General features: G+C 72.1%; 22 protein-coding genes and 1 pseudogene. 11 read left to right on the top strand and 12 right to left on the bottom strand.

The features are described 5' to 3' along the window. Positions 1 to 191 precede the first annotated feature (191 nt). Together C1I99_RS35180 and C1I99_RS08270 are read left to right on the top strand one after the other, a co-directional pair. The gene (locus tag C1I99_RS35180) at positions 192 to 347 is read left to right on the top strand and encodes a hypothetical protein (protein WP_438941392.1); all 156 of its coding nucleotides are present in this window, start codon (positions 192 to 194) and stop codon (positions 345 to 347) included. Then, complete coding sequence (locus C1I99_RS08270) at positions 348 to 1,037, top strand: endo-1,4-beta-xylanase (protein WP_438941393.1); 690 nt, start codon at positions 348 to 350, stop codon at positions 1,035 to 1,037. It abuts the gene before it with no gap. A 338-nt stretch (positions 1,038 to 1,375) separates the two neighbouring features. On the opposite strand, the pseudogene C1I99_RS08265 reads toward C1I99_RS08270, so the two are convergent. Next, positions 1,376 to 1,913: pseudogene (locus tag C1I99_RS08265) on the bottom strand (type 1 glutamine amidotransferase domain-containing protein); the annotation flags it as partial. A gap of 335 nt (positions 1,914 to 2,248) precedes the next feature. Here C1I99_RS08265 and C1I99_RS08260 point away from each other — a divergent pair. From C1I99_RS08260 to C1I99_RS08245, 4 genes are all read left to right on the top strand, one after another. Next, positions 2,249 to 3,334: an IniB N-terminal domain-containing protein gene (locus C1I99_RS08260; protein ID WP_111133617.1), complete on the top strand. Its 1,086-nt coding sequence runs from the start codon at positions 2,249 to 2,251 to the stop codon at positions 3,332 to 3,334. Positions 3,335 to 3,448: 114 nt separating this feature from the next. Then, positions 3,449 to 5,296, top strand: a complete 1,848-nt coding sequence (locus tag C1I99_RS08255; RefSeq protein WP_111133616.1) for a dynamin family protein — start codon at positions 3,449 to 3,451, stop codon at positions 5,294 to 5,296. After that, entirely contained in the window at positions 5,293 to 6,762 is a 1,470-nt protein-coding gene (locus C1I99_RS08250; protein WP_111133615.1) for a GTPase domain-containing protein, read from the top strand. The genes C1I99_RS08255 and C1I99_RS08250 overlap by 4 nt, the downstream gene beginning before the upstream one ends. A gap of 645 nt (positions 6,763 to 7,407) precedes the next feature. Continuing rightward, positions 7,408 to 8,337, top strand: coding sequence for a diacylglycerol/lipid kinase family protein (locus tag C1I99_RS08245; RefSeq protein ID WP_111133614.1), 930 nt, complete (start codon positions 7,408 to 7,410; stop codon positions 8,335 to 8,337). Between the two features lie 270 nt (positions 8,338 to 8,607). Here the strand turns inward: C1I99_RS08245 and C1I99_RS08240 are convergent, their stop codons facing one another. Further along, positions 8,608 to 8,904, bottom strand: a complete 297-nt coding sequence (locus C1I99_RS08240) for a hypothetical protein (protein WP_111133613.1) — start codon at positions 8,902 to 8,904, stop codon at positions 8,608 to 8,610. Positions 8,905 to 9,080: 176 nt separating this feature from the next. Between C1I99_RS08240 and C1I99_RS08235 the strand changes: the two genes are divergently transcribed. Continuing rightward, positions 9,081 to 9,365 (top strand): hypothetical protein, encoded by a 285-nt coding sequence (locus C1I99_RS08235; RefSeq protein ID WP_111133612.1) that lies wholly within the window; start codon positions 9,081 to 9,083, stop codon positions 9,363 to 9,365. A gap of 263 nt (positions 9,366 to 9,628) precedes the next feature. Continuing rightward, positions 9,629 to 10,033, top strand: coding sequence for a DUF2267 domain-containing protein (locus C1I99_RS08230; RefSeq protein ID WP_111133611.1), 405 nt, complete (start codon positions 9,629 to 9,631; stop codon positions 10,031 to 10,033). A 12-nt stretch (positions 10,034 to 10,045) separates the two neighbouring features. Here C1I99_RS08230 and C1I99_RS08225 read toward each other — a convergent pair whose 3' ends face one another. From C1I99_RS08225 to C1I99_RS08190, 8 genes are all read right to left on the bottom strand, one after another. Further along, positions 10,046 to 10,642, bottom strand: a complete 597-nt coding sequence (locus tag C1I99_RS08225) for a gluconokinase (RefSeq protein WP_111133610.1) — start codon at positions 10,640 to 10,642, stop codon at positions 10,046 to 10,048. Next, positions 10,632 to 11,861 carry a D-mannonate dehydratase ManD gene (manD, locus tag C1I99_RS08220; protein ID WP_111133609.1) on the bottom strand — a complete coding sequence of 410 codons (1,230 nt, stop codon included), beginning with the start codon at positions 11,859 to 11,861 and terminating at the stop codon, positions 10,632 to 10,634. The genes C1I99_RS08225 and manD overlap by 11 nt, the downstream gene beginning before the upstream one ends. A 25-nt stretch (positions 11,862 to 11,886) precedes the next feature. Further along, a complete protein-coding gene (locus C1I99_RS08215; protein ID WP_233512402.1) occupies positions 11,887 to 12,840 on the bottom strand; it encodes a sugar kinase in 954 nt (317 codons plus the stop codon). Further along, positions 12,837 to 13,484 (bottom strand): bifunctional 4-hydroxy-2-oxoglutarate aldolase/2-dehydro-3-deoxy-phosphogluconate aldolase, encoded by a 648-nt coding sequence (locus C1I99_RS08210; protein ID WP_111133608.1) that lies wholly within the window; start codon positions 13,482 to 13,484, stop codon positions 12,837 to 12,839. Before C1I99_RS08210 ends, C1I99_RS08215 begins: the two co-directional genes overlap by 4 nt. After that, the gene (gene dgoD / locus C1I99_RS08205) at positions 13,478 to 14,626 is read right to left on the bottom strand and encodes a galactonate dehydratase (protein ID WP_111133607.1); all 1,149 of its coding nucleotides are present in this window, start codon (positions 14,624 to 14,626) and stop codon (positions 13,478 to 13,480) included. The genes C1I99_RS08210 and dgoD overlap by 7 nt, the downstream gene beginning before the upstream one ends. Before the next feature lie 5 nt (positions 14,627 to 14,631). Beyond that, positions 14,632 to 15,447 (bottom strand): carbohydrate ABC transporter permease, encoded by an 816-nt coding sequence (locus C1I99_RS08200; RefSeq protein WP_111133606.1) that lies wholly within the window; start codon positions 15,445 to 15,447, stop codon positions 14,632 to 14,634. Continuing rightward, positions 15,444 to 16,391 (bottom strand): carbohydrate ABC transporter permease, encoded by a 948-nt coding sequence (locus C1I99_RS08195; protein WP_199562046.1) that lies wholly within the window; start codon positions 16,389 to 16,391, stop codon positions 15,444 to 15,446. Before C1I99_RS08195 ends, C1I99_RS08200 begins: the two co-directional genes overlap by 4 nt. A gap of 67 nt (positions 16,392 to 16,458) precedes the next feature. Further along, positions 16,459 to 17,697: an ABC transporter substrate-binding protein gene (locus tag C1I99_RS08190; protein WP_233512401.1), complete on the bottom strand. Its 1,239-nt coding sequence runs from the start codon at positions 17,695 to 17,697 to the stop codon at positions 16,459 to 16,461. Positions 17,698 to 17,884: 187 nt separating this feature from the next. Between C1I99_RS08190 and C1I99_RS08185 the strand changes: the two genes are divergently transcribed. Both C1I99_RS08185 and C1I99_RS32665 read left to right on the top strand, forming a co-directional pair. Continuing rightward, positions 17,885 to 18,643: a FadR/GntR family transcriptional regulator gene (locus C1I99_RS08185; protein WP_233512400.1), complete on the top strand. Its 759-nt coding sequence runs from the start codon at positions 17,885 to 17,887 to the stop codon at positions 18,641 to 18,643. Between the two features lie 101 nt (positions 18,644 to 18,744). Next, positions 18,745 to 18,903 carry a hypothetical protein gene (locus C1I99_RS32665; protein WP_158554030.1) on the top strand — a complete coding sequence of 53 codons (159 nt, stop codon included), beginning with the start codon at positions 18,745 to 18,747 and terminating at the stop codon, positions 18,901 to 18,903. A gap of 98 nt (positions 18,904 to 19,001) precedes the next feature. Here C1I99_RS32665 and C1I99_RS08180 read toward each other — a convergent pair whose 3' ends face one another. Further along, complete coding sequence (locus tag C1I99_RS08180) at positions 19,002 to 20,174, bottom strand: acyl-CoA dehydrogenase family protein (protein WP_111133603.1); 1,173 nt, start codon at positions 20,172 to 20,174, stop codon at positions 19,002 to 19,004. Between the two features lie 16 nt (positions 20,175 to 20,190). Then, the gene (locus C1I99_RS08175; RefSeq protein ID WP_111133602.1) at positions 20,191 to 20,454 is read right to left on the bottom strand and encodes an acyl-CoA dehydrogenase family protein; all 264 of its coding nucleotides are present in this window, start codon (positions 20,452 to 20,454) and stop codon (positions 20,191 to 20,193) included. A gap of 91 nt (positions 20,455 to 20,545) precedes the next feature. Here C1I99_RS08175 and C1I99_RS08170 point away from each other — a divergent pair, with 91 nt between their 5' ends. Then, positions 20,546 to 21,211, top strand: coding sequence for a TetR/AcrR family transcriptional regulator (locus C1I99_RS08170; protein ID WP_111133601.1), 666 nt, complete (start codon positions 20,546 to 20,548; stop codon positions 21,209 to 21,211). Positions 21,212 to 21,225 lie beyond the last annotated feature (14 nt).

Genomic DNA, 21,225 nt, shown 5'->3' with positions numbered 1-21,225 from the left:
CCCGACCACCCGCGCCGCGGTGCCGCGGGATCAGACATCGATAGGTCGAAGTGTATCCATGCAGTGGAGGCGCCGGGAAGCTCGGGCAGCGGCTGCTCGCGCGCCACCGGTGGCAGCGCCGGCACGCCGACAGCCAGGAACATCGTTGCGGAATAGTTCCGGAACATCGCGCGTCTTGAGGGCTTCGATGATTGCCCACAGTCGACGGGTACGGCGGGGTGCCGCAGCTGCGCGCCTCTGGTCTGCTCTTTCTTTCGCAAAGCGTTGACGTGGTCAACGAGGCGTTCGCCGACGGCAGCACCGGCGCCGGCCGCGACTCCAACCTCCAGCGCACCGGCAACGACTGAATCGAGGCCGCGTTCCGGGCCGCCCGCGCCGCCGACCCCGGCGCGAAGCTCTGCGACAACGACTACAACACCGACAACTGGAGCCACGCCAAGACCGAGGCCGTGTACGGCATGGTCCGTGACTTCAAGCAGCGCGGCGGGCCGATCGAATGCGTCGGCTTCCAGTCGCACTTCAACAGCGGTTCGCCGTACCCGAGCAACTACCGCACCACGCTGTCCAGCTTCGCCGCGCTCGGCGTCGACGTGCAGATCACCGAGCTGGACATCGAGGGCGCGGCGGCGGCGACGTACCGCAGCGTGGTCGAGGACTGCCTCGCCGTCTCCCGGTGCACCGGCATCACCGTCTGGGGCATCCGGGACAGCGACTCGTGGCGGCCTCGCAGAACCCGCTGCTGTTCACCGGCAGCGGTGCCAAGCAAGCCGGCGTACGACGAGGTCCTCGCCGCCTTCAACACCGGCACGACGCCACCCTCCAACCCGCCAACGACCGGACCAACGACCCCACCCCCGGGCGGAGACAGCTGCACGGCCACCCTGCGCGACGGCACCCGGTGGGGCGACCGGTTCAACAGCGAGGTGACCGTCAGCGGCGCGAGCACCTGGACCGTCGGCATCGCCGTGACGCCCCGCAGAGGGTCTCCGCGGCCTGGAACGGCACCCCGAGCTGGGACAGCAGCGGGAACGTCATGACCATGAGGTCGACGGCAGGGGCAACGTCTTCGGCTTCACCACCATGACCAACGGCAACTGAACCCGCCCGCAGGTGCGCTCCTGCACCGCCTTCTGACAGCATCCGCACGGTCCCGGGCGGCGACGACAGTCCGTCGCCGCCTCGGGATCGGGCCAGGGTCCCCGAGCCCTGCTGCGGACCGGACTAGCGCCTAGCAACCCGAAGTCGACGCCCGTTCGGCAACGATCCGCGGTGCCCGGACCGGTCGGGGTGCCGCGCCGGCTTCGGCCCAGGACCCGGTCCCGGACCGAAGCCGGACACTGCTGTCAGGCCGTCGAATCTGCCGGGCGTGTCGCCTCTCGGCGAACTCCTCGATCATCTTCGCGCAGAATGCGGGCAGGTCGTGGGGGCTGCGGCTGGTGACCAGGCCGTTGTCGACCTGGACCTGTTGGTCGACCCAGTTCCCCCCGGCGTTGCGGATGTCGGTGCGTAGGCTCGGGTACGAGGTGACCGTCCGGCCGTTGACCACGCCGGTCTCGACCAGCGACCAGGGGCCGTGGCAGATCGCGGCTACCGGCTTGTCCTGGTTGAAGAACGCCGTGACGAAGGCCATCGCGGCGGGATCCATCCGCAGCCGGTCCGGGTTGACCGTCCCGCCGGGCAGCACCAGGGCGTCGTAGTCGGCCGGATCGGCCTGGTCCACCGTACGGTCGACGGGATATCGGCTCGCCGGGCTGATGTCCTTGTTCATGGCCTGGATCTCACCGGAGGCGGGAGATATCAGGTGAACCTCCGCGCCGGCCTGCTCGGGGCTGGCGGTACTCGACATCCTCGACCCCGTCCGCAGCGAGGATCGCGACCCGCTTACCGGCCAGTTGTTGCTGACTGCCTGCCATGCTGTGGCCTCCTTCCGCGCGCCGCCCTCCGAACGGCGTCCGACTCACCTCCCGGTCCGGTTTCCGGCGCCGGCCACGGCAAACGGGACCCAGGGAGGGCGTCGGTGCGGGACAATCCGGCCGAGCGGCGCCGCCCAGCGAACCACGGGTGCGCAGAAGAGATCATTCACCCTAGGTGTGCGCGGCCGAGGCCCCCCGGCCCCCTAACGTACGAGTGGGCGGGCGCCCTAATCCGGGCTGCCAGGTTGCGGGCCGATCCCCGATGCCGGATGCCGGTCATCAGCCATACCGTCGCTGACGGCGATCGAGGTCGCCCACGCCGAAGGGATACCCACATGGACACGAACCAGACCATTTACGCGAACACTCAGCAGACCGCGAATGTGAACACGCAGCAGACCATCAACGTGGACACGCAGCAGACCATGAACGTGAACACGCAGCAGGCCGTGAACGTGGACACGCAGCAGACCGTGAACGTGGACACGCAGCACAGCGCGAGCCTCGGCTCGCAGCAGGCGGTGCAGGTGGATGCCCAGCAGAGCCTGCACGATTTCGTGCTCAACCTGCTCACCAACCCCGACGCCCGTTCGGCGTTCGACCTGGACCCCGAAGGCGCACTGCGCGCCGCCGGACTCACCGACATCACCGCCGCCGACGTACAGGACGTCGTCCCGCTGGTCGTCGACTACGCCCCCGTCCACGGACTCGCCCCGGTAACCCCCACCACCACCCACCTCGGCGTCGACCCACTCCTCACCGACACCACCGACGTCATCGGCCAACTCCAGCAGGTCACCCACCAGATCAGCATCAACAGCACCTACACCGGCGCCGACATCAAAGCCGGCGCCCTCGGCGCCATCGCCGTCGACCCCGGCACCGTCACCGCCAGCGCCACCGTCCTGCCCGGCATCGGCCTCGGCATCGGCCCCAACGGCCTGACCACCGACCTCACCGGCGTCCACGACGTCGCCCACACCCTCGACGCCGACGTCGTCAGCGCCGTCGACACCACCACCGACCCCCTCACCAGCGACCTCACCAACACCGCCACCAACCCCAACACCATCCTCGACACCACCAACAACGGCCTACTCAACACCCCCGACGGCCTCCTCAACGGCCCCCTCGCCGGCACCACCGGCCACCTCGACGCCACCCTCGGCTCCCTCGGCGTCAACGACACCCTCGGCGGCGTCACCGGCCAGGTCGACACCACCCTCTCCGGCGTCACCGGCACCGTCGACTCCCTCACCGGCGACACCAACGGCCTCACCAACAGCCTCACCGGCGACCTCACCGGCGGCCTCACCGGCGGCGCCAGCGGCGGTGTCAGCGGCGGTGTCTCCGGCAACGCCGACGCCGACGCATCCGCATCCACCAGCGGCGCGCTCGGCCTCACCGACGGACTGCTCTGACCACGGTCCCGGGTCGGAGCTGGGGCCGGACCGCCCGCCGCGGTCCGGCCCCTTTGCCGTGATTACCCCGACCCACTTGATAATTGAGCCGAAATCAGCACACTTGGTGCGGTGATGGCGGGGATCTGGCTGGACGTGCTCGATGAGATCGCCCGCACGTGCCACGAACACGGGCGGGGCGACCTGCTCCAGGCCGTCCGTCAGCGGCGTGCCCAACTGCTCGACCCGAGCCTGCGCGTCCTGGTCGTCGGCGAGCCGAACCAGGGCAAGAGCCAGCTCATCAACGCCATCGTGAACGCGCCGGTCTGCCCGGTGGGTGACGGCAGCACGACCGTCCTACCGACGGTGCTGCGGCACGCCGACGTCGCTGCGGCGACCGTGGTCCAGGCGCCGCCGCCGGCTCCGGGCCGGCCCGCCGGCCCCGCCGTCACCGCGACGGTGGAGCGCACCCCGGTGCCGCTAAACGAGATCGCGGCCGGGGTGGCCGGCAGCTACGGGCGCCTGCCCGGCGGCGGCCCGGCGTACGTCGAGATCGGACTGCCCCGGGCGTTGCTCGGCGCTGGCCTGGTGCTTGTGGACACGCCCGGCACCGACGAGGTGGCCCTGCTCAACGGCGCCGCCGCGCCGAACCGGGCGGACGCCGTGCTGCTGGTCTCCGACTCCACCCGCGACCTCTCGGTGGCCGAACTGAACATGCTGCTGCACCTCACCCGATCGCATCCGAACGTGGCGGTGGTGCAGACCAAGACCGACCTGGTGCCCGACTGGCGCGCGGTGGCCGAGCGCAACCGGCGGCACCTGGCCGAGGCCGCGGTTCCCGCGGCCCTGATCCCGGTGTCGGCGACGCTGCGGCTGCGGGCGGCCACCGCCGACGACCACGCGCTCAACGCCGAGTCGGGTTTCCCAGCCCTGATCGCCCGGCTACGGCGGGACCTGGCCGGCAAGGCCGACGTGCTGGCCCGGGCGTCGGTGGGGATGACCGCCCGGACGGTGGTGGAGCAACTCGCCGCGCCGCTGCGCGCCGAGTTGGAGAGCCAGGCGGCGGAGGAGCAGTCCGGTCCGATCTCGCGGCTGCACGCGGCCCAGCGCGAGGTCGACGAGCTGCGCCGCTGTTCCACCCGCTGGCAGAACACCCTCGCCGACGAGATGGGCGACCTGCTCTCCGACCTCGAGTACGACCTGCGCGACCGGACCCGGCAGATCCTGCGGATGGTCGACGAGGCGTTCGACACGGCCGACCCGCTGGTCGCCTGGGACACCTTCCAGGAGTGGCTGGCGCGCAGCCTGACCGAGGCGGCGGAGGCGAACCACGAGTGGTTGGTCCAGCGCTGCGACTGGGCGGCCCGGCGGGTGGCCGGCAACTTCGCCCGGTACGGCTACGACGTGCTGCCGCCGTGGTCGATGACGGTCCCGGAGGACCTGGCCGACCGGCTGCCGGAGCTGGAACGTCCGAATATCGACCGGTTCACCGCGAGCCAGAAGGTGATCACCGGCATGAAGGGCTCCTACGGCGGGCTGCTGATGTTCGGTCTGGCGATGACGCTGGCCGGGATGCCGATGATCAACCCGGTCTCGATCGGCGCCGGCGCGCTGTTCGGCGGCAAGAGCATCCGCGACGAGAGCCGGCAGCTGCTCCGCCGCCGGCAGGCGACGGTCAAGACGGCGATCCAACGGCACGTCGACGACTTCTTCATCCGGGTCAACAAGGACTGCCGGGACACCGTCCGGCAGGTCCAGCGCCTGCTGCGGGACCACTTCACGGTCCTGACCGAGGAGTTGCAGGAGGCCATCGTCCAGTCGTTCCGCACCGCCAAGCAGGCCGCCGACACCGACGCGGCCGTCCGTGACCAGCGCCAGCGCGAGATCCGGGCGAAGATCACCCGGTTGGCGGCGCTCTACGAGCAGGCCCAGCAGTTGTCCGTCGCACGGCCCGCCCCGGCGACGCTGGGGCGGCGGGCATGACGGTCGGCCTCCGACTGGACGAGGCGGTGTGGGGGCTGCTGCACCAGGCCCTGGAGCTCTACCGGGACAACCCCCGGGCCACCGGACACCTCCGCCGCCAGCTGGCCCGGCTGGAGCAACCGCTGCGCATCGCGATCGCCGGCCCCTGGCGGTCGGGCAAGTCGACCATGCTGAACGCGCTGATGGGCGAGGAGGTCGCGCCGGTCGACGGCGCGGACGGCAGCGGTGCGTTCACCTGGTACGAGGACGGCGCGCAGCCGCACGCCACCGCCTACTCCACCAGCCAACCCCCACAGGAACTGGCGATCGGGAAGTCGCCGACCGGAATGCGGGTGGATCTCGTCGGCTGGCGGGCGGGCGAGCTGCGCGACATCGTGGTGCGGTGGCCGACCCGGGCCCTGCGCCAGGTGACCCTGATCGACACGCCCGCGATCACCGGCGTCGACGAGCACGGCCGGACGCCGGTGATGGACCGGGTGTTACGGGACGCTGACGCGGTGGTGTACCTGACCCGCGACGGGCGCGGCTCGGACCTGCGGGCGCTGGAGTCGGGCCGGGAGAGCGCGGTGGGTCAGGCCGCCCCGGTGAACGTGATCGTGGTGCGGTCCCGGGTCGACGAGACCGGCGGCGGTCGCATCGACGCGCTGCTCACCGCCCGCCAGCTCGCCCGGCGGCAGCACCGCGACCCCCGGGTGACCGCGCTCTGCGTGCACGTGGTGGCGTGCAGCGGGCTGGTCGGCCTGGCCGGTCGGGTGCTCAGCGAGTCGGATTTCGGGGCGTTGGCGCAGGTAGCCCGCGTGCCCCGTGCCGCGCTGGAGCCGTTCCTGCTCTCCGCCGACCGCTTCGTCCGTGACGAACTGCCGGTGGAGGTGGCCGGCGGGACCCGCGCCGCGCTGCTGGACCGGCTCGGCCTCTTCGGCGTCCGGCTGGCCACCACCCTGGTCCGCACCGGCTGCGACAGCCGGGTGGCGCTCTCCGCCGAGCTGATCCGGCGCAGCGGACTGGGTGAGCTGCGCGAGTTGGTGAGCCGCTTCTTCGTCGACCGGCGGGACACCCTCAAGGCGCGGTCCGCGCTGGCCGCCGTCGAGGCGGTGCTGCGCGCCGATCCGACCCACGGCAGCGGCGAGCTGCTCGGCGCCGTCGAGCAGATCCTCGCCGGCGCCCACGAGTTCCAGGAGTTGCGCCTGCTGGCGGCGCTGCGCGACGGCGGGCTGGGCTTCGACGCCGAGCTGGCCCGGGAGGCACGGCGGCTGGTCGGCGGTGACGGGGTCGGCCTGGACGCGCGGCTGGGCGTCGAGCACGACGCGTCCGTGCAGCGGCTCTGGGAGGCGGCGTCGCAGGCCCAGTGGCGGTGGCGGGAGCGCGCCGAGGACCCGCTGCTTCGGCTGCCGCAACGGCGTGGCGCGCAGGTCGTGGTCCGCAGCTGCGAGGGGATGCTCGCCGAGCTGGCCGAGGGCGGCCGATGACCGCGCCGCCGCGGGGTGCCACGGCGAACCCGGCCGCCGGGCCCGTGCCTGGCCGCTGTGGTCGAGTCCGTGGTCGGCCTGGGGTTGCTCAACCTGCCGAATCGGAGCGGGTCGCGTTCGGCGCGCGGGTTACCGGGCGCGGATGACCCGCCCGACGACCAGGCTCACGGCAGCCGCCAGGACGAGTCCGGGCGGTGGCACACCGCGTCCGCTCGGCGGGGCGGGCAGGCGAGGGTGCCCGCCCGTCCGGGCCTCCGCAACGGTGGGACGAAGGGGCCGATCGGCCCCGGACGACCGGCGGTACCGGGCCGGCGACGAACGCCCAGAGCACGGGCGTGGTCGACTTCGGATCGGGCTTGGGCGTGTCTGGCACGATTCCTCCTTCGTGTCGCTGAGGTGGCCCACCCCCGGCCGCTCGCCCGGGGCGGCACCCGACCGGCCCGACCGGTGCGCCTCCGTTCGTCCCGCCGCCCGCGCCGTCCACAAGCCACCCTGCCGCCCGTTGCGGTACAACCACACAGCGTTGCAGTATGAGTTCTGGACGTAGGAGGGAACCCCTGGGTGCCGCGCCGGGCGGCACCGGGGACCGGCCCGTGTGCCACGACAATGCCGGCCCGGCCCCCTCGGCCACTAGGGTCGGGGCTCATGCGGAGCAAGCAGGAGCTGGGCGCGGCCATCCGGCGGGACCGGCGGGCGGCACTCGTCGTCAACGCCCACTCCCGCCGGGGTCGCCGGCTCTACGAACGCGCCCGGTCCCGGCTGGCCGCAGCCGGGTTCCACCTGCTCGGCACCTACCCGGTCGACCGGCCGGACCAGTTGGAGCAGACCCTCACCGAGGCCGGCGGCCTCGGGCCGGACCTGCTGGTCGCCGGCGGCGGCGACGGCACGCTCAGCGCCGCCGCGCGGCTGCTCGCCCACCGGGACGTGGCGCTCGGCCTGCTGCCGCTGGGCACCACCAACAACTTCGCCCGGACCGTCGGCATCCCCCTCGACCTCGACCGGGCCGTCGAGGTGCTCACCGACGGCAAGGTGGTCGACGTCGACCTCGGGCTCGCCGACGGGGTGCCGTTCACCAACCACGTCGGCGTCGGCCTGTCCGCCGACATCATGCTCCGCACACCGCCCCGGCTGAAGCGCCTCACCGGGCGGCTCGCGTACCCGGTCACCGCCCTGGCCCTGCTCGCCCGGCACCACCCGCTGCGCGCGACCGTCCGCGCCGGCGGCGTCGCGCACGAGTTCGTCACCCACCAGCTGTACGTGGCCAACGGCGGCTTTCACGCCGGCCGGCCGATCACCGCCGACACCGACGCCGACGACGGGCTGCTGGTCGCCTACCCGGTCGGCGGGCCGACCCGGCGCGGCCTGCTGCGGGATACCGCGCGCAACGCGGCGACCGGCCACCGGCGCAGCGTCACGGACGAGCCGTTCCTCGCCGTCGGTGGCCTACGGCTGGAGACCAACCGGCCGGCGCGGGTCGAGGTGGACGGCGAGCTGCGCGGGTGGACCCCGGTCCGCATCGACCTCGACGCCAACGCGCTGCGCGTGATGGCCCCCGCCGACACCGTCGACCGTTGACCTGCGTGCCGGATGCCGGCGCCTGGGGCGAGTTCGTCGGGGCGTCATGTCATGATGCCGCTCCCGTCGAGGCGAGGAGCACACCGGTATGAATACGGTGGACCCGGAGTCCCTGACGGCAGGGGTCGAGCCGCTCGAACCCGACGCCGGCCAGGGTGGCTGGACGACGCTGCTGCCGGTGCTGACCGCGGCGGAGCGGCGACGGGTGGAGGTCGGCCCCACCGATGCCGACGCCCGGATCACCGACGTGCTCCGGGCGGTCGCCGACACCTACCACTGGAGCACGTCGGTGACCAGCGTGCCCAAGTGGGCCGCCGTCGTGGCCTGGCCGGCCGCGCAGCGGCGCCGGGCCGCGCTGGCCCTGCACCGGGCCGCCACGACGCCGACCTGGTGCCGGCCCTCTCCGCCCTGCTCAGCGCGCTCAGCCAGGACCACGTTGTCCCGGTCGAGGTGCGCCGCCGCGCGATCCAGCTGCTCGCCGAGGCGGTCGACCGGTCCACCGGTCGCCGGCTGCCGTCCTGGCTGCTGCACGACGGCGACGAGTTCGGCCCGCTGGCCCGCGCCCACCTCGGCGACCTGCTCGCCGCGGGCGTGCGGAGCGGCTCACGCACTGCGCCACACTGGCGAAACCGGCCGCGCCGGCGGCCTGGCTACGCCGCCTCGACACGCACCTCGCGGCCGCCGAGGGCGGCCGCGACGCGGTCCGGGCACTCCTGGCCGGGTTCGCCGCCCACCAATGGTCGGTGCACGACGACACCGACCTCCTGCTGCGCGGCCTCGTGTGGGCGCTGTCGCGGGACCCCGGTGAGGCGGCCACGAAGCTGCTGGGGCGGGTGACGGCGACCGCGGCGGCGGCGCCGCGGGACGCCCCGGGGTCCCCGTGCGCCCGGCGCACGGCCGTCGCGGCCGTGCCGCTGCTGGCCGGGCGTGACGGCGAGACGCCGGCGCGGGTCCTGACCCGGCTGTCCGCGACGGTGCGGAACAAGGCCGTGCGGGCCCGGGTGCAGGCCGCGCTGATCCGTCCGTGAATGCAGGTGCGACCCGGCGGACCGAGGGTGTCGGGAAGCTGTCGCTTCGGGGCGTACGCGGTGACGACGGCACGCCGACAGCCGGCACCCGAACCCGACATTCCGCTGGCCGGTGGGCGTACCCGGGCCGCGGGGCGGGCTGGTGCCGCACGGCACGCAAAGCGGCGAAGAGGCGGCCCGCTCCCGCTGCCGGCGCGCGCCGCCGTTTGCGGTGCCGGCACGCCGGGTAGACGCCGCTGTCCGTCGCAGAGAAAGGCCCGAAGGTGGACAACAACGAGTTCATCGGCTCGGTGGCGGATCGCCTGCGCACATCGTCCGAGCAGGCGACCGCCATCACGCGTGCCACCCTGACCACCCTCGCCGAGCGGATCGAGGGAGGCGAGGCGCGGGACCTTTCCGCCCAGCTCCCCGACGAACTGCGGGCCTACGCGTTCGCGCCGCGGGAGAAGGCGGAGCGCTTCGGGCTCGACACGTTCGTCCAGCTGGTCAGCGGCCGGGCCGAGGTCGACGGGGACACGGCGAAGGCCGGGGTGCGCGCGGTCTTCGACACGCTCCGCGAGGCCATCCCGCCGGGGGCGTACGACGACGTCGTCACTCACCTCCCGGCGGAGTTCTGGGACCTCACCGACTCGGCCGGCCGGTACGACGGGAAGCGCGGGCGCGGGTGACCGGCGTGAGCCTCAGCGCCGTCCGTCCCGGTCGGCCACCCGGCCGACCGTGGCCGCCGGCGTCACCCTGGCCAGGCCGAGCCGGTCGATCGCGGCCGCGGCGAGCTGCTCCGGGGTGAGCGAGACGTCGAGCACCAGCACCGACTCGTCGGGCTGGTGCCGTTCGAGTGTGGCGAGCTGCGACTCCAGCAGGCTCGCCGGCATGTAGTGCCCCGCCCGGCGGGCCATCCGGTCCCGGATGACCTCCGCAGGCCCGTCGAGGTGGACGAAGTCCACCGCCGGTGGGCCCTGGCGCAGCACGTCCCGGTACGACCGCTTCAGCGCCGAGCAGGCAAGCACCGTCGACACGCCCTCGGCGGCACGGTCGGCCATCCAGCGGGCGAGGTCGCGCAGCCAGGGCCACCGCGCGGCGTCGTCCAGCGGCACACCGGCGCGCATCCGGGCCACATTCGACGCCGGGTGGAACTCGTCCGCCTCGGCGAACGTCAGCCCGGTCAGGCTGCTGATCTCCCTGGCCACGGTTGTCTTGCCGGCGCCGGACACGCCCATCACGACGACGTGCCGGGTGGGTCGCCCGCCGCCGGCGGCCGCGGGATGCTCACCAGTCATGGACCGTGCCGTCCTTGAGACGGTTGAAGGGCAGGTAGGCGGCGACGTACGGGAACCGGGCGGCGGCCTGCTCGTCGAGTTCGACCCCGATGCCCGGCTGGTCTCCCGGGTGCAGGTAGCCGTCGGCGAAGGTGAACGACTGCCGGAACACCTCGTTGGTGAGCCGCCCGTGCGGCATGTACTCCTGGATGCCGAAGTTGTGGATGGCCAGGTCGAGGTGGAGCGCGGCGGCCATGCCGACCGGTGAGATGTCGGTCGGGCCGTGGATGCCGGACTTGATCTGGTACTGAGCGGCGAAGTCGAGCAGCTTGCGCATGGCGGTGATGCCGCCGGTGTGGGTGACGGCGGACCGGACGTAGTCGATCAGCTGTTCGCGGATGAGCGTCTGGTAGTCCCACACGGTGTTGAAGACCTCGCCGATGGCCAGCGGGGTGGTGGTGTGCTGGCGGACCAGCCGCAGCGCCTCCTGGTTCTCCGCCGGGGTGCAGTCCTCCAGCCAGAACAGGTCGTACGGTTCGAGGGCCTTGCCGAGCCTGGCGGCCTGGATCGGGGTCATCCGGTGGTGGCCGTCGTGCAGCAGCGGCAGCTCCGGGCCGAACTCGTTGCGCACCGCCTCGAACACGCCCGGCAGGTGGCGCAGGTACGCGCGGGTGTCCCAGTCCTCCTCGGCCGGCAGCGGAGTGCGCTGCGCCGGTTCGTAGTCGTAGCGCCTGCCGTCGGCGTTGGGCTGCGCGGCGACGCCGTACACGGCGTTGATGCCGGGCACGGAGGTCTGCACGCGGATCGACCGGTAGCCGAGTGCGAGGTGCGTGCGGATGGAGTCGAACAGCTCCGGCAGGTCCCGGCCGGAGGCGTGCCCGTACGCCATGATCCCGGTGCGGGACGCGCCCCCCAGCAGCTGGTACAGCGGCATGCCGGCGGCCTTGGCCTTGATGTCCCAGAGGGCGACGTCCACCGCCGCGATGGCGGCCATGGTCACCGGCCCGCGCCGCCAGTACGCCGAGCGGTACAGAAACTGCCAGGTGTCCTCGATGCGGTGCGGATCCCGCCCGATCAGCAGCGGGACCACGTGGTCGCGCAGGTAGGAGACGACGGACAGCTCCCGCCCGTTGAGAGTGCCGTCGCCCAGGCCGGTGACGCCGTCGTCGGTGGTGATCTTCAGGGTGACGAAGTTGCGGTCGGGGCTGGAGACGATGACGTCGGCTGCGACAATCTTCACGGGGTGCCTTTCTCAGGTGGTGCGCTCAGCGCAGGGTGCTTCCGGCGGGGCGACCGTCGATCATGGGCAGTTCGTCCCGGCGCGGCAGACCCTCCCAGTCGCCGTGGCAGGCGACGGCGAAGGCGCCGACGGTGACCGCGCGGCGCAGCCGGTCGGCCAGGTCCAGCCCGTCGAGGTAACCGGAGAGGTAGCCGGCGGTGAAGGCGTCGCCCGCGCCGACGGTGTCCACCGCGGTGACCGCCACCGCCGGGGCGTGCCGGACGCCCTCGCGGGTGTAGGCGCGCGCGCCGTCGGCGCCCAACTTGACCAGCACCGTCTCCACCCCGCGCCGGAGCAGGCCGGCCACGGCCGTGTCCTCGTCCGATCCGGCCTCGGCCACCAGGTCCAGCTCGTCGGCGGAGGCGATGACCAGTGAGGCGTGCGCGGCGAGCGGGGCGAGCGCCGCGCGGGCGGCGTCCCGGGACCAGAGGCGGGCCCGGTGGTTGACGTCGAGGGAGACGTGGATTCCCGAGCGTGACGCCGCCTGCGCCGCCCAGGTGACCGCCGCGCGGGCGCTGTCCGACAGCGCCGGGGTGATCCCGGTCAGGTGCAGCAGGCGGGCGCCGGCGGCGAGCGGCCCGCGCAGCTGGTCGGTGCTCAGCGCCGAGCCCGCCGAGCCGGCCCGGTGGTAGCGCACCCGGGTCACGTCCGCGGTTCGCCGCTCCAGGAACATCAGGCCGGCGGGCCGGTCCGGATCCCGGGTCGCGCCATCGGTGTCGACGCCCTCGGCGCGCAGCTGACGCAGCACGAACTCGCCCAACTCGTCGTCGCTGACCCGACCGGCCCAGGCGGCCCGGTGGCCGAGCCGGGCCAGGCCGATCGCGACGTTGCACTCCGCGCCGGCCAGATGCATGGTCAGCGGCCCGCCGCCGGCCAGCGGGCCGGACGAACGCAGCGACACCAGCGCCTCGCCGGCGGTGAGCAGGTCGACGGCGGTCACGAGCCCGCCCCGGCGCCGACTGCCGCGAGGTAGGCCCGGGCCCGGGTCCGCAGGGCGGCGAGGTCGCCGCCGGAGGCGGCGTCACCCACCAGAGGCCCGCCGACGCCGACGGCGATCGCCCCGGCGGTCAGGTAGGCGGGCAGCTCGGCCAGGCCCACCCCACCGACCGCGACGAACGGGATGTCCGGGAAGGGGTCGCGCAACGCCTTGAGGTACGCCGGCCCGCCCAGCGAGGCGGGGAAGAGCTTGACCGCGGCCGCCCCGAGCCGCACGGCGGTGTACGCCTCGGTCGGGGTGAGCGCGCCGGCGGCGACCGGGAGGCCGCGGCGGGCGGCTTCGGCGATCGAGTCGACCACGGCCGGGGTGACCACGAACTGAGCTCCGGCGGCGGCCACGTCGGCGACCGCGGCGGTGGTGAGCACGGTCCCGGCTCCGACCAGACAGTTGTCGGGCGCGGCGGCCCGGATGGCCTCGATGGCGTCGAGCGCGCCGGGCGTGGTCAGGGCCACCTCCACGATGCGGACGCCCTCGTCGAGCAGGGTGGTGCCGGTGGCGACCGCGGCGGCGGTGTCGGCGCCCCGGATGACCGCCAGCAGGCGGGTGGCGGCCAGGTCGGCGGTGAGGTCGAGGGCCATGGTCACCATTCCGCGTAGGAGCCGTCGAGCTGCCGGAAGGTGGGACTGCGCCAGGCGTGGCCGCGCTTGTCGGCCGCCCGTACCGCCTGCTCGTCGACCTCGATGCCCAGCCCCGGTGCGGTGAGCCGCTCCACGTACCCGTCGACGAACGTCAGCGAGGTCCGGTCGAGGCAGTAGTCGAGCACCTCCGCGCCAAGGTTGTAGTGGATGCCGATGCTCTGTTCCTGGATCAGGTAGTTCGGCGTGGCGAAGCCGACCTGCAGGCAGGCCGCCAGGGCGATCGGCCCGAGCGGGCAGTGCGGGGCGAGCTGCACGTCGTAGACCTCGGCCAGCGCGGCGATCTTGCGTACCTCGGTGATCCCGCCGGCGTGCGAGAGGTCGGGCTGGGCGACGGCGATGCCGGCCTGCAGGACGGGCAGGAACTCCTGGCGGCTGTAGAGCCGCTCCCCCGTCGACACCGGCGTGGTGGTGGAGCGGACGAACTCACCGATGAGGTGGGAGTTCTCCGGCACGACCGGCTCCTCCAGGAACAGCGGCCGGTACGGCTCGAGCAGGGGTGCGATGCGGCGGGCGTTCGCGAGGGTGAACCGGCCGTGGAAGTCGACGGCCACGTCGCGGTCGTCGCCGAGCACCTCGCGGGCGGCGGCCACCCGCCCCACGACCGCGTCCATTTCGGCGACGGACGCGATCGGGCTCATCCGCCCGGAGGCGTTCATCTTCACGGCGGTCAGGCCGGCCTCGACCTGCGCGGCGATGTGGTCGCGGACCTCGCTGGGCTCGTCGCCGCCGACCCAGCCGTAGACCCGGATCCGGTCCCGGACGGGGCCGCCGAGCAGCTGGTGCACCGGTGCCCCGTACCGCTTGCCGGCGATGTCCCACAGCGCCTGGTCCAGGCCGGCCACCGCGCTGGCCAGGATCGGGCCGCCCCGGTAGAAGGAGCCCTTGGTCATGACCTGCCAGTGGTCCTCGATCCGCAGCGCGTCCCGGCCGACGAGCAGCTCGCTGAGCTGCTCGACGGCCGTGCGGACGGTCTCGGAGCGGCCCTCGCAGGTCGACTCGCCCCAGCCGACGATGCCGGACTCGGTCTCCACCCGGACGAACAGCCAGCGGGGTGCGACGAGGAAGGTCTCGACTCGTGCGATGGTCGTCATGTTTCTCAGCCCTTCGTCGCGCCGGCGGTCAGCCCGGAGACCACGTACTTCTGCACGAACAGGGCGATCAGCATGATCGGCAGGGTGACGACGGTGGCCGCCGCCATCAGGCCGCCCCAGTCGATGCTGGCGTAGCCGACGAAGTCGAAGATCGCCACGGGCAACGTCTTGGTGTCGGCGCCGGAGAGCACCAGGGCGAACATGAAGTTGTTCCAGGAGAAGATGAACGACAGGATGCCGGCGGTGGCGATGCCGGGCACCGACAGCGGCAGCGTGATCCGGCGGAACGCGCCGATGTGGGTCAGCCCGTCGACGAGCGCGGCCTCCTCGAGTTCGGTGGGCAGGCCGTCGAAGTAGCCCATCATGATGTAGACCACCAGCGGCAGCGACACGAACATGTGGCTGAGGATGAGCACCCCGAACCCGCCGACCATCTGCAGGTTGGAGAAGACGTAGTACCAGGGCACCAGGAGCGAGACGCCGGGGATGACCCGCGCCATGAGCACGACCAGTGCCGACTTCCTCATGTTGAAGCGGCTCATCGAGTAGGCGGCGGGCACGCCGAGCAGGAGCGACAGCACGGTCGCGGCGAAGGCCACCCAGAGGCTGTTGACGATGAACTGGACGTAGTTGGCCTGCTGCAGGACCGTGCCGTAGTTGTCCAGGGTGGGCGAGAAGACCAGCGCCTTGCTCGTGTCGTAGATGTCGACGTTCGTCTTGAGGGACGCGGCGATCATCCAGAGCAGCGGCGCCATCAGGGCGATCACCACGACGGCGAGGGCCACCACGCGGAACGCCTGGTACCCGGATCGGGGCTTCATCGCTGCGCCCCCTTCTTCCGGGCCGTCAGGGCCCACATCGAGCCGATGATGATCAAGAAGAAGAGGATGAGCACGGTGGAGGAGAGGCCGTACTCGTTGTAGTCGAAGCTGAGGCCGTAGGCATACACGTTGAGGGTCTCCACCTCGTGGAACGAACCGCCGCCGCGGCCCTTGGTGGCATAGAGGATGTCGAAGGTCTTCAGCGCGTCGATGCCGCGCAGCAGGACCGCGACGATCACGGTGGGCATCAGCAGCGGCAGGGTGACATGCCGGAACCGCTGCCAGGCGCTGGCGCCGTCGATGAGCGCCGCCTCCTGCGGCTCGTCGGAGAGCGAGGTCAGGCCGGCGAGCAGGATCAGCACGACCATCGGCGTCCACTGCCAGACGTCGATGAAGATCGTGGTGGGCAACGCCGAGTGCTGGCCGGCGAGCCACGGCTGCGGGCCGATGCCGACCCAGCCGAGCACCTGGTTGGCCAGGCCGATGTTGGGGTCGAAGATGAGCCGCCACATCATGCCCACGGCGACGGGCGTGGCCACCAGCGGCATGAGGATGGCGACCCGAACCCACTTCTCGCCCTTGAACGGCCGCCACAGCAGCAGGGCGATCGCCATGCCGAGGACGACCTCGAAGAGGAGCGCGACGCCGGTGAACGCCACCGTCCGCGCCACGGCCGGCCAGAACCGGTCGGTGTCCGAGAGGACCTCGACGTAGTTCTGGAAGCCCACGAACTCCGACTCGGCCCGGACCGAGCCTTCGGCGTCGGTCAGGCTGAGGTACCCGGTCCAGGCCAGCGGGAAGACGATCAGCGCCGCGACGAAGGCCATGGCCGGCGCCGCGAAGAGCCACTTACGGTGCTCGTTGGCCCAGCGGGACCAGGCCGACACGTACCCGACGGGGGCGACGCCGCCGGGCGCTCGGGTGGGGGTGGTGACGGTTGCCATCAGATCTCCGGGGTCCGGGTGACGGAAGCAGGTGGCGGAGCGGATCGCTCCGCCACCTGCTGGTGGCCTACTTGGCCTCGTCGTCGAGGAACTTCTGGAACGCCTCGTTGGCGGTGTCGGCCGCCGCAGCCGGGTCCTTGCCGGCGATGGCGTCCACGATGGGCTGGCCGACGATCTCGCGGGCCTCGGCGACCTTCACGACCACCGGCCGGTCGTGGGCGACGCCACCGGCGGTGCTGGCCGCGATGGCGTCCACGAGGTCCTTCGGGTAGCTCGCGGTGCCCTCCGGGTTGGCCCAGACCGAGGTGCGGGCGCCCGGCACGCCGGACTTCTGCTGCGCGAGGGTCTGCGCCTTGCTGGTGGCCCACTCGATGAACGTCCAGGCGTTGCTCTGGTTCTTCGAGCTGTCGTTGATGCCGAGCGCCCAGGACGGGATGTTGTAGGGCTTGGAGCCGGCGGGGCCGGCCGGGAACGGCGCGAAGCCGACGGTGTCGGAGACCTTCGACTTGGCCGGGTCGGTGGCGTTCTTGTACAGCGAGTTGGCCTCGGTGTAGAACGCGGCCTTGCCCTGCGTGAAGATGGCCATCGCCTCGGGCCAGCTCATGTCGGTGCTGACGTTCGCCGGGCCGTTCTCCCGGATCAACCCGCCGTAGAAGGCGTACGCCTGCTTGGCGGCGTCGCTGTTGACGGCGGCCTTGCCGCTGGCGTCGACGAAGTCACCACCGAAGCTGTAGAGGAAGCTGGAGAACTGGGTGACCGCCGGCGACTTGCCGGTACGTGCGACGAAGCCGGCCACTCCCGGCTCGGCCGCCTTGATCTTGACGGCGGCGGCCTTGAGCTCGTCGAGGGTCTTCGGCGGGGCGGTCAGCCCGGCCTTGGCCAGCAGGTCCTTGCGGTAGTAGAGGACCTCCTGCTCCGTGATGATCGGGACGCCGACCGGCTTGCCCTCGTACGTGGTGGCCTCGACCGGGCCGGCCTGGAAGTCGGCGAAGTCCCAGTCGGCGTTGGACTTCACCTTGTCGGACAGGTCCGCGAGGTACTTGTTCTTGGCGAACAGCTTCCCCTCCTGCAGGGGGCGGTACATCATCACGTCGATGTCGCCGGAGCCGGCGTTCAGCTTGACGTTGTACTGGTCCGACAGCTGGTCCTCGCCGAGCTGGGTGAGCTCGACCTTCAGGCCGGTCTGCTTCTCGAACTCGGGCAGGGCCTGCTTGATGTTCTCGGTCCACACGTGGTTGGCCAGGGTGACCCGGACCGTCTTCGACGCGCCGCTGTCGTCACCGCCGCCGCACGCGGACAGGCCCATGGCGGCAACCACGGCCAGAGAAGTGCCGATTATCGCTCGACGTCGCACGTCCCTCTCTCCTTCTGTCGTGGTCGCCGCCCCGGGGGAAGAGCGCCACCTCGTCGTTAACATCTGCTTAACGTCGGCATGCTAGGCCGATAAAGCGGATTTATTCAAGAGGGAGTAGCCAACTGATATGATCCGCTGCGTGGAACGGTCCTCAGCGGTCGCAACCAGCCGGAGCACCCCCGCCGAGGTCGGGCTGCACGCACGGGTTCTCGACCACCTCGGCACGGTCATCTGCGGTGGCGACCTGGCACCCGGCTCCGTCCTCAACATCGACGAGCTGGTCGACCGGTACGCCGTGTCCCGCTCGGTCGTCCGCGAGGTCCTGCGGGTTCTCGCCTCGATGGGGCTCATCGAGACCCGCCGCCGGGTCGGGGTGATGATCCGCGCGGCGACCGACTGGAACGTGTTCGACCCCCAGGTGATCCGCTGGCGGCTCGCCTCGGCCGGTCGCATGGCGCAACTGCGGTCGATCACCGAGCTGCGCACCGCGGTCGAACCGCACGCCGCCTGGCTGGCGGCCGGCCGCGTCGACCACGACGAGGCCAGCGACCTCGTCGGCCTCGCGGCAAAGATGTGGGCCGCCGGAAAGGCCGGCGACGAGGAGCGGTTCCTCAGGCTCGACATCGAGTTCCACCGGCAGGTGCTGGCCGCCTCCGGCAACGAGATGTTCGTCAAGCTCCAGGAACTGGTGGCCGAGGTGCTCACCGGCCGGCACCACTATCACCTCATGCCGCACCACCCCGACGAGCAGGCCCTCCAGCTGCACGCCGACGTGGCCCAGGCGATCCAGCGGCACGACGGCGAACGCGCCCGGGACGCCATGGTGCAGATCATGGAACAGGCGTTCGGCGAGATGAAGTCGTTGTGGGAGCAGACCGGCCGGCCCGCCGACCACTAGCGCCCGGGCCTCCCGGTCCCGGTTTGGTGCCGGGAAGCCCGGGAAGCCAGTCCTACCGGGCACGAGGCCGGGCCTCGTGTCACAACCGGAGGGAGGCCGAGATGACCGGACGAGAGCAGCTGCACGATCTGCGCCAACAGGCCCACAACGCGGGCATCGAGGGCAACTCGAAGATGACCGAGAGCCAGCTGCGCGACGCCCTCAAGAAGGTCGGCAAGGGGATGGAGCCGCAGGCGGCGAAACGGGAAGCCAAGAGCTGACACGGCTGCCGCACCCCGCTGACCGCCCCGACCGGGGCGGTCAGCGGCCCCGGCGCCCCAGATCGCCGCGCACCGCGCGGTGACGTGTCCATCGCGCCTCACGCCAGGTGCCCACCCAGCCGGGTGTAGCCGCGCAGCAGGTCCCGCGCGATGATCAGCCGCTGCATCTCGTCGGTGCCCTCGAAGATGCGGTAGAGCCGCACCTGCCGGTACCACCGCTCGATCGGCAGTTCCCGGGTGTAGCCCATCCCGCCGTGGATCTGCAGCACCCGGTCGACCACCCGGTTGACCATGCCGGCGCCGTAGAGCTTCGCCATCGACGAGGCGTGCCGTGGGTCCATCCCCTGGTCGACCGTCCAGGCAGCCCGCAGGATGAGCCAGCGGGCGGCCTCCAGCTCCGTCTCGGAGTCGGCGATCATCCACTGGATGGCCTGGTTGGCGCCGATCGGCCGGCCGAACGTCTCCCGGCTGTTGGCGTGCTCGATCGCCATCCGCAACGCCCGCTCGGCGATACCGACGGCGTGCGAGGGGATGGTGTAACGCCCCTTGCCGATCCACTCCATCCCGAGGGTGAAGCCCTGGCCCAGCTCGCCGAGGATGTTGCGGTCGGGCACCCGGACGTCGGAGAAGACCAGCGAGGCCGGCCCGCCCTCACCCATCGTCTGGATGAACTCCGACCGCCAGCCCATCGCCCGGTCGACCAGGAACGCGGTGGCCCCGCCGTCGCGCGCGCCCTTCTCCCGGTCGGTCACCGCGATGACGATGGCGAAGTCGGCCTCGTTGCCGCCGGTGATGAAGGTCTTCTCACCGTTGAGGACCCAGTCGCCGCCGTCGCGACGGGCGCTGAGCTTGATGTTGGCCGCGTCGGACCCGGCACCCGGCTCGGTGATCGCGAAGCAGCTGCGCCGCTCCCCCTCGATCGTCGGGATCAGGTACTCCCGCTTCTGCTCGTCGTTGGCGTGGAACAGGATGTTGTCGGCCTCACCGCCGAAGCGGAACGGCACGAACGAGCGCCCGATCTCGGTCCAGATCAGCGACTGCGTGACGGCCGGCAGGTCCATGCCGCCGTACTCCTGGGGCGTGGCCAGCCCCCAGAAGCCGAACGTGCGCGCCTTGAGCTGCAACTCGCGCAGTTCGCTGTGCTCCAGCCCGGGCTGGTGCACCCGCTCCCGCCGGAGCAGTTCCTGCTCCAGCGGCATGACCTCCCTGGCGATGAAGTCGCGGGCCGTGTCCCGGATGGCCCGCTCCTCGTCGGAAAGCGCGAAGTCCATGTCCCCTCCCCGGGGTTCAGAAGACGTTGACGCCGGTGAGCGCCCGGCCGATGAGCAGCCAGTCGGCGCCGTCGCGGACCGCCCGGGTGGTCAGCGCGGCCGCGTCCGAGCCGCTGTCCGGCTCGGTCGGCGCGAAGCAGCCAAGGGCGGCGCCGGAGCAGAGCCGGGGCAGCCACCGCGCCCGGTCCCAGGCCACCGCGTGGGGCGCCACCTCACGGTCGACGAAGTCGGCCGTGAGGTGGCGGATCGCCGCCTGCTCGACGGAGAGCTGAAGGTGCACGGGACTTAAACTAGCGGTGCAAGTTTAAGTCCGTCCAGACCCGGCTGTGGCAGAGTTTGCGGCGGTGCACCCGGAGAGGATTGGAGGTGCCATGCCCCGGCCGCGGCAGGCGCTGCTCAGCCGGCAACGGATCGTCGAGGCCGCCGCCGCGCTCATCGACGCCGAGGGACTGGAGGCGTTCTCCACCCGCCGGCTCGCCGCCAAACTCGGCGTGCGCGGGCCGTCGCTGTACAACCACTTCGCGACCAAGGACGAGATCCTCGACGCGGTGGCCGACAGCGTCACGTCGCGGGTGGACGTATCGTTCTTCGGCCGGGTCGACTGGCGGGAGGCGTTGCGCCGCTGGGGGCACTCCTACCGGGCGGCGCTCGCCGCGCACCCGAACATCGTGCCGTACCTGGCCCGTGGCCCGGGGCGCCGACCGGCCGCGCTGGCCATGGCCGACGCCGTCTACGGCGGGCTCGTCGAGGCCGGCTGGCCGCCGGCCCGGGCCACCCACATCGGCGCGCTGATGCGCTACTTCGTGGCCGGGTCGGCGCTGGGGTCGTTCGCCCGCGGCTTCGTCGAGGACCCGGGCCTGTACGCCGAGCAGTACCCGCACCTGACGCAGGCGCACCGGCTCGCCGAGCACCAGCAGCAGGTGGACGAGGGCGCCTTCCGGCTCGGCCTCGACGCGCTCATCGACGGGCTGTCGCGCACCTACGAGGAGCACATCGGGCCACTGCCGCCCCTCCCCTCGGCCGAGCCGGCGTACTAGAGTCAAAACTTGCG

The organism is Micromonospora deserti, from assembly GCF_003236335.1.
In the GTDB taxonomy this organism is placed as follows: domain Bacteria; phylum Actinomycetota; class Actinomycetes; order Mycobacteriales; family Micromonosporaceae; genus Micromonospora; species Micromonospora deserti.
This window is presented reverse-complemented; position numbering and strand designations above follow the sequence as displayed.

Coding starts and splice junctions, on each gene's coding strand:
- C1I99_RS08260 (WP_111133617.1), top strand. CDS start 2,249: ATGGACACGAACCAGACCATTTACGCGAACACTCAGCAGACCGCGAAT.
- C1I99_RS08255 (WP_111133616.1), top strand. CDS start 3,449: ATGGCGGGGATCTGGCTGGACGTGCTCGATGAGATCGCCCGCACGTGC.
- C1I99_RS08250 (WP_111133615.1), top strand. CDS start 5,293: ATGACGGTCGGCCTCCGACTGGACGAGGCGGTGTGGGGGCTGCTGCAC.
- C1I99_RS08245 (WP_111133614.1), top strand. CDS start 7,408: ATGCGGAGCAAGCAGGAGCTGGGCGCGGCCATCCGGCGGGACCGGCGG.
- C1I99_RS08225 (WP_111133610.1), bottom strand. CDS start 10,642: ATGACTGGTGAGCATCCCGCGGCCGCCGGCGGCGGGCGACCCACCCGG.
- C1I99_RS08210 (WP_111133608.1), bottom strand. CDS start 13,484: ATGGTGACCATGGCCCTCGACCTCACCGCCGACCTGGCCGCCACCCGC.
- dgoD (WP_111133607.1), bottom strand. CDS start 14,626: ATGACGACCATCGCACGAGTCGAGACCTTCCTCGTCGCACCCCGCTGG.
- C1I99_RS08200 (WP_111133606.1), bottom strand. CDS start 15,447: ATGAAGCCCCGATCCGGGTACCAGGCGTTCCGCGTGGTGGCCCTCGCC.
- C1I99_RS08195 (WP_199562046.1), bottom strand. CDS start 16,391: ATGGCAACCGTCACCACCCCCACCCGAGCGCCCGGCGGCGTCGCCCCC.
- C1I99_RS08190 (WP_233512401.1), bottom strand. CDS start 17,697: ATGGGCCTGTCCGCGTGCGGCGGCGGTGACGACAGCGGCGCGTCGAAG.
- C1I99_RS32665 (WP_158554030.1), top strand. CDS start 18,745: ATGACCGGACGAGAGCAGCTGCACGATCTGCGCCAACAGGCCCACAAC.
- C1I99_RS08180 (WP_111133603.1), bottom strand. CDS start 20,174: ATGGACTTCGCGCTTTCCGACGAGGAGCGGGCCATCCGGGACACGGCC.
- C1I99_RS08170 (WP_111133601.1), top strand. CDS start 20,546: ATGCCCCGGCCGCGGCAGGCGCTGCTCAGCCGGCAACGGATCGTCGAG.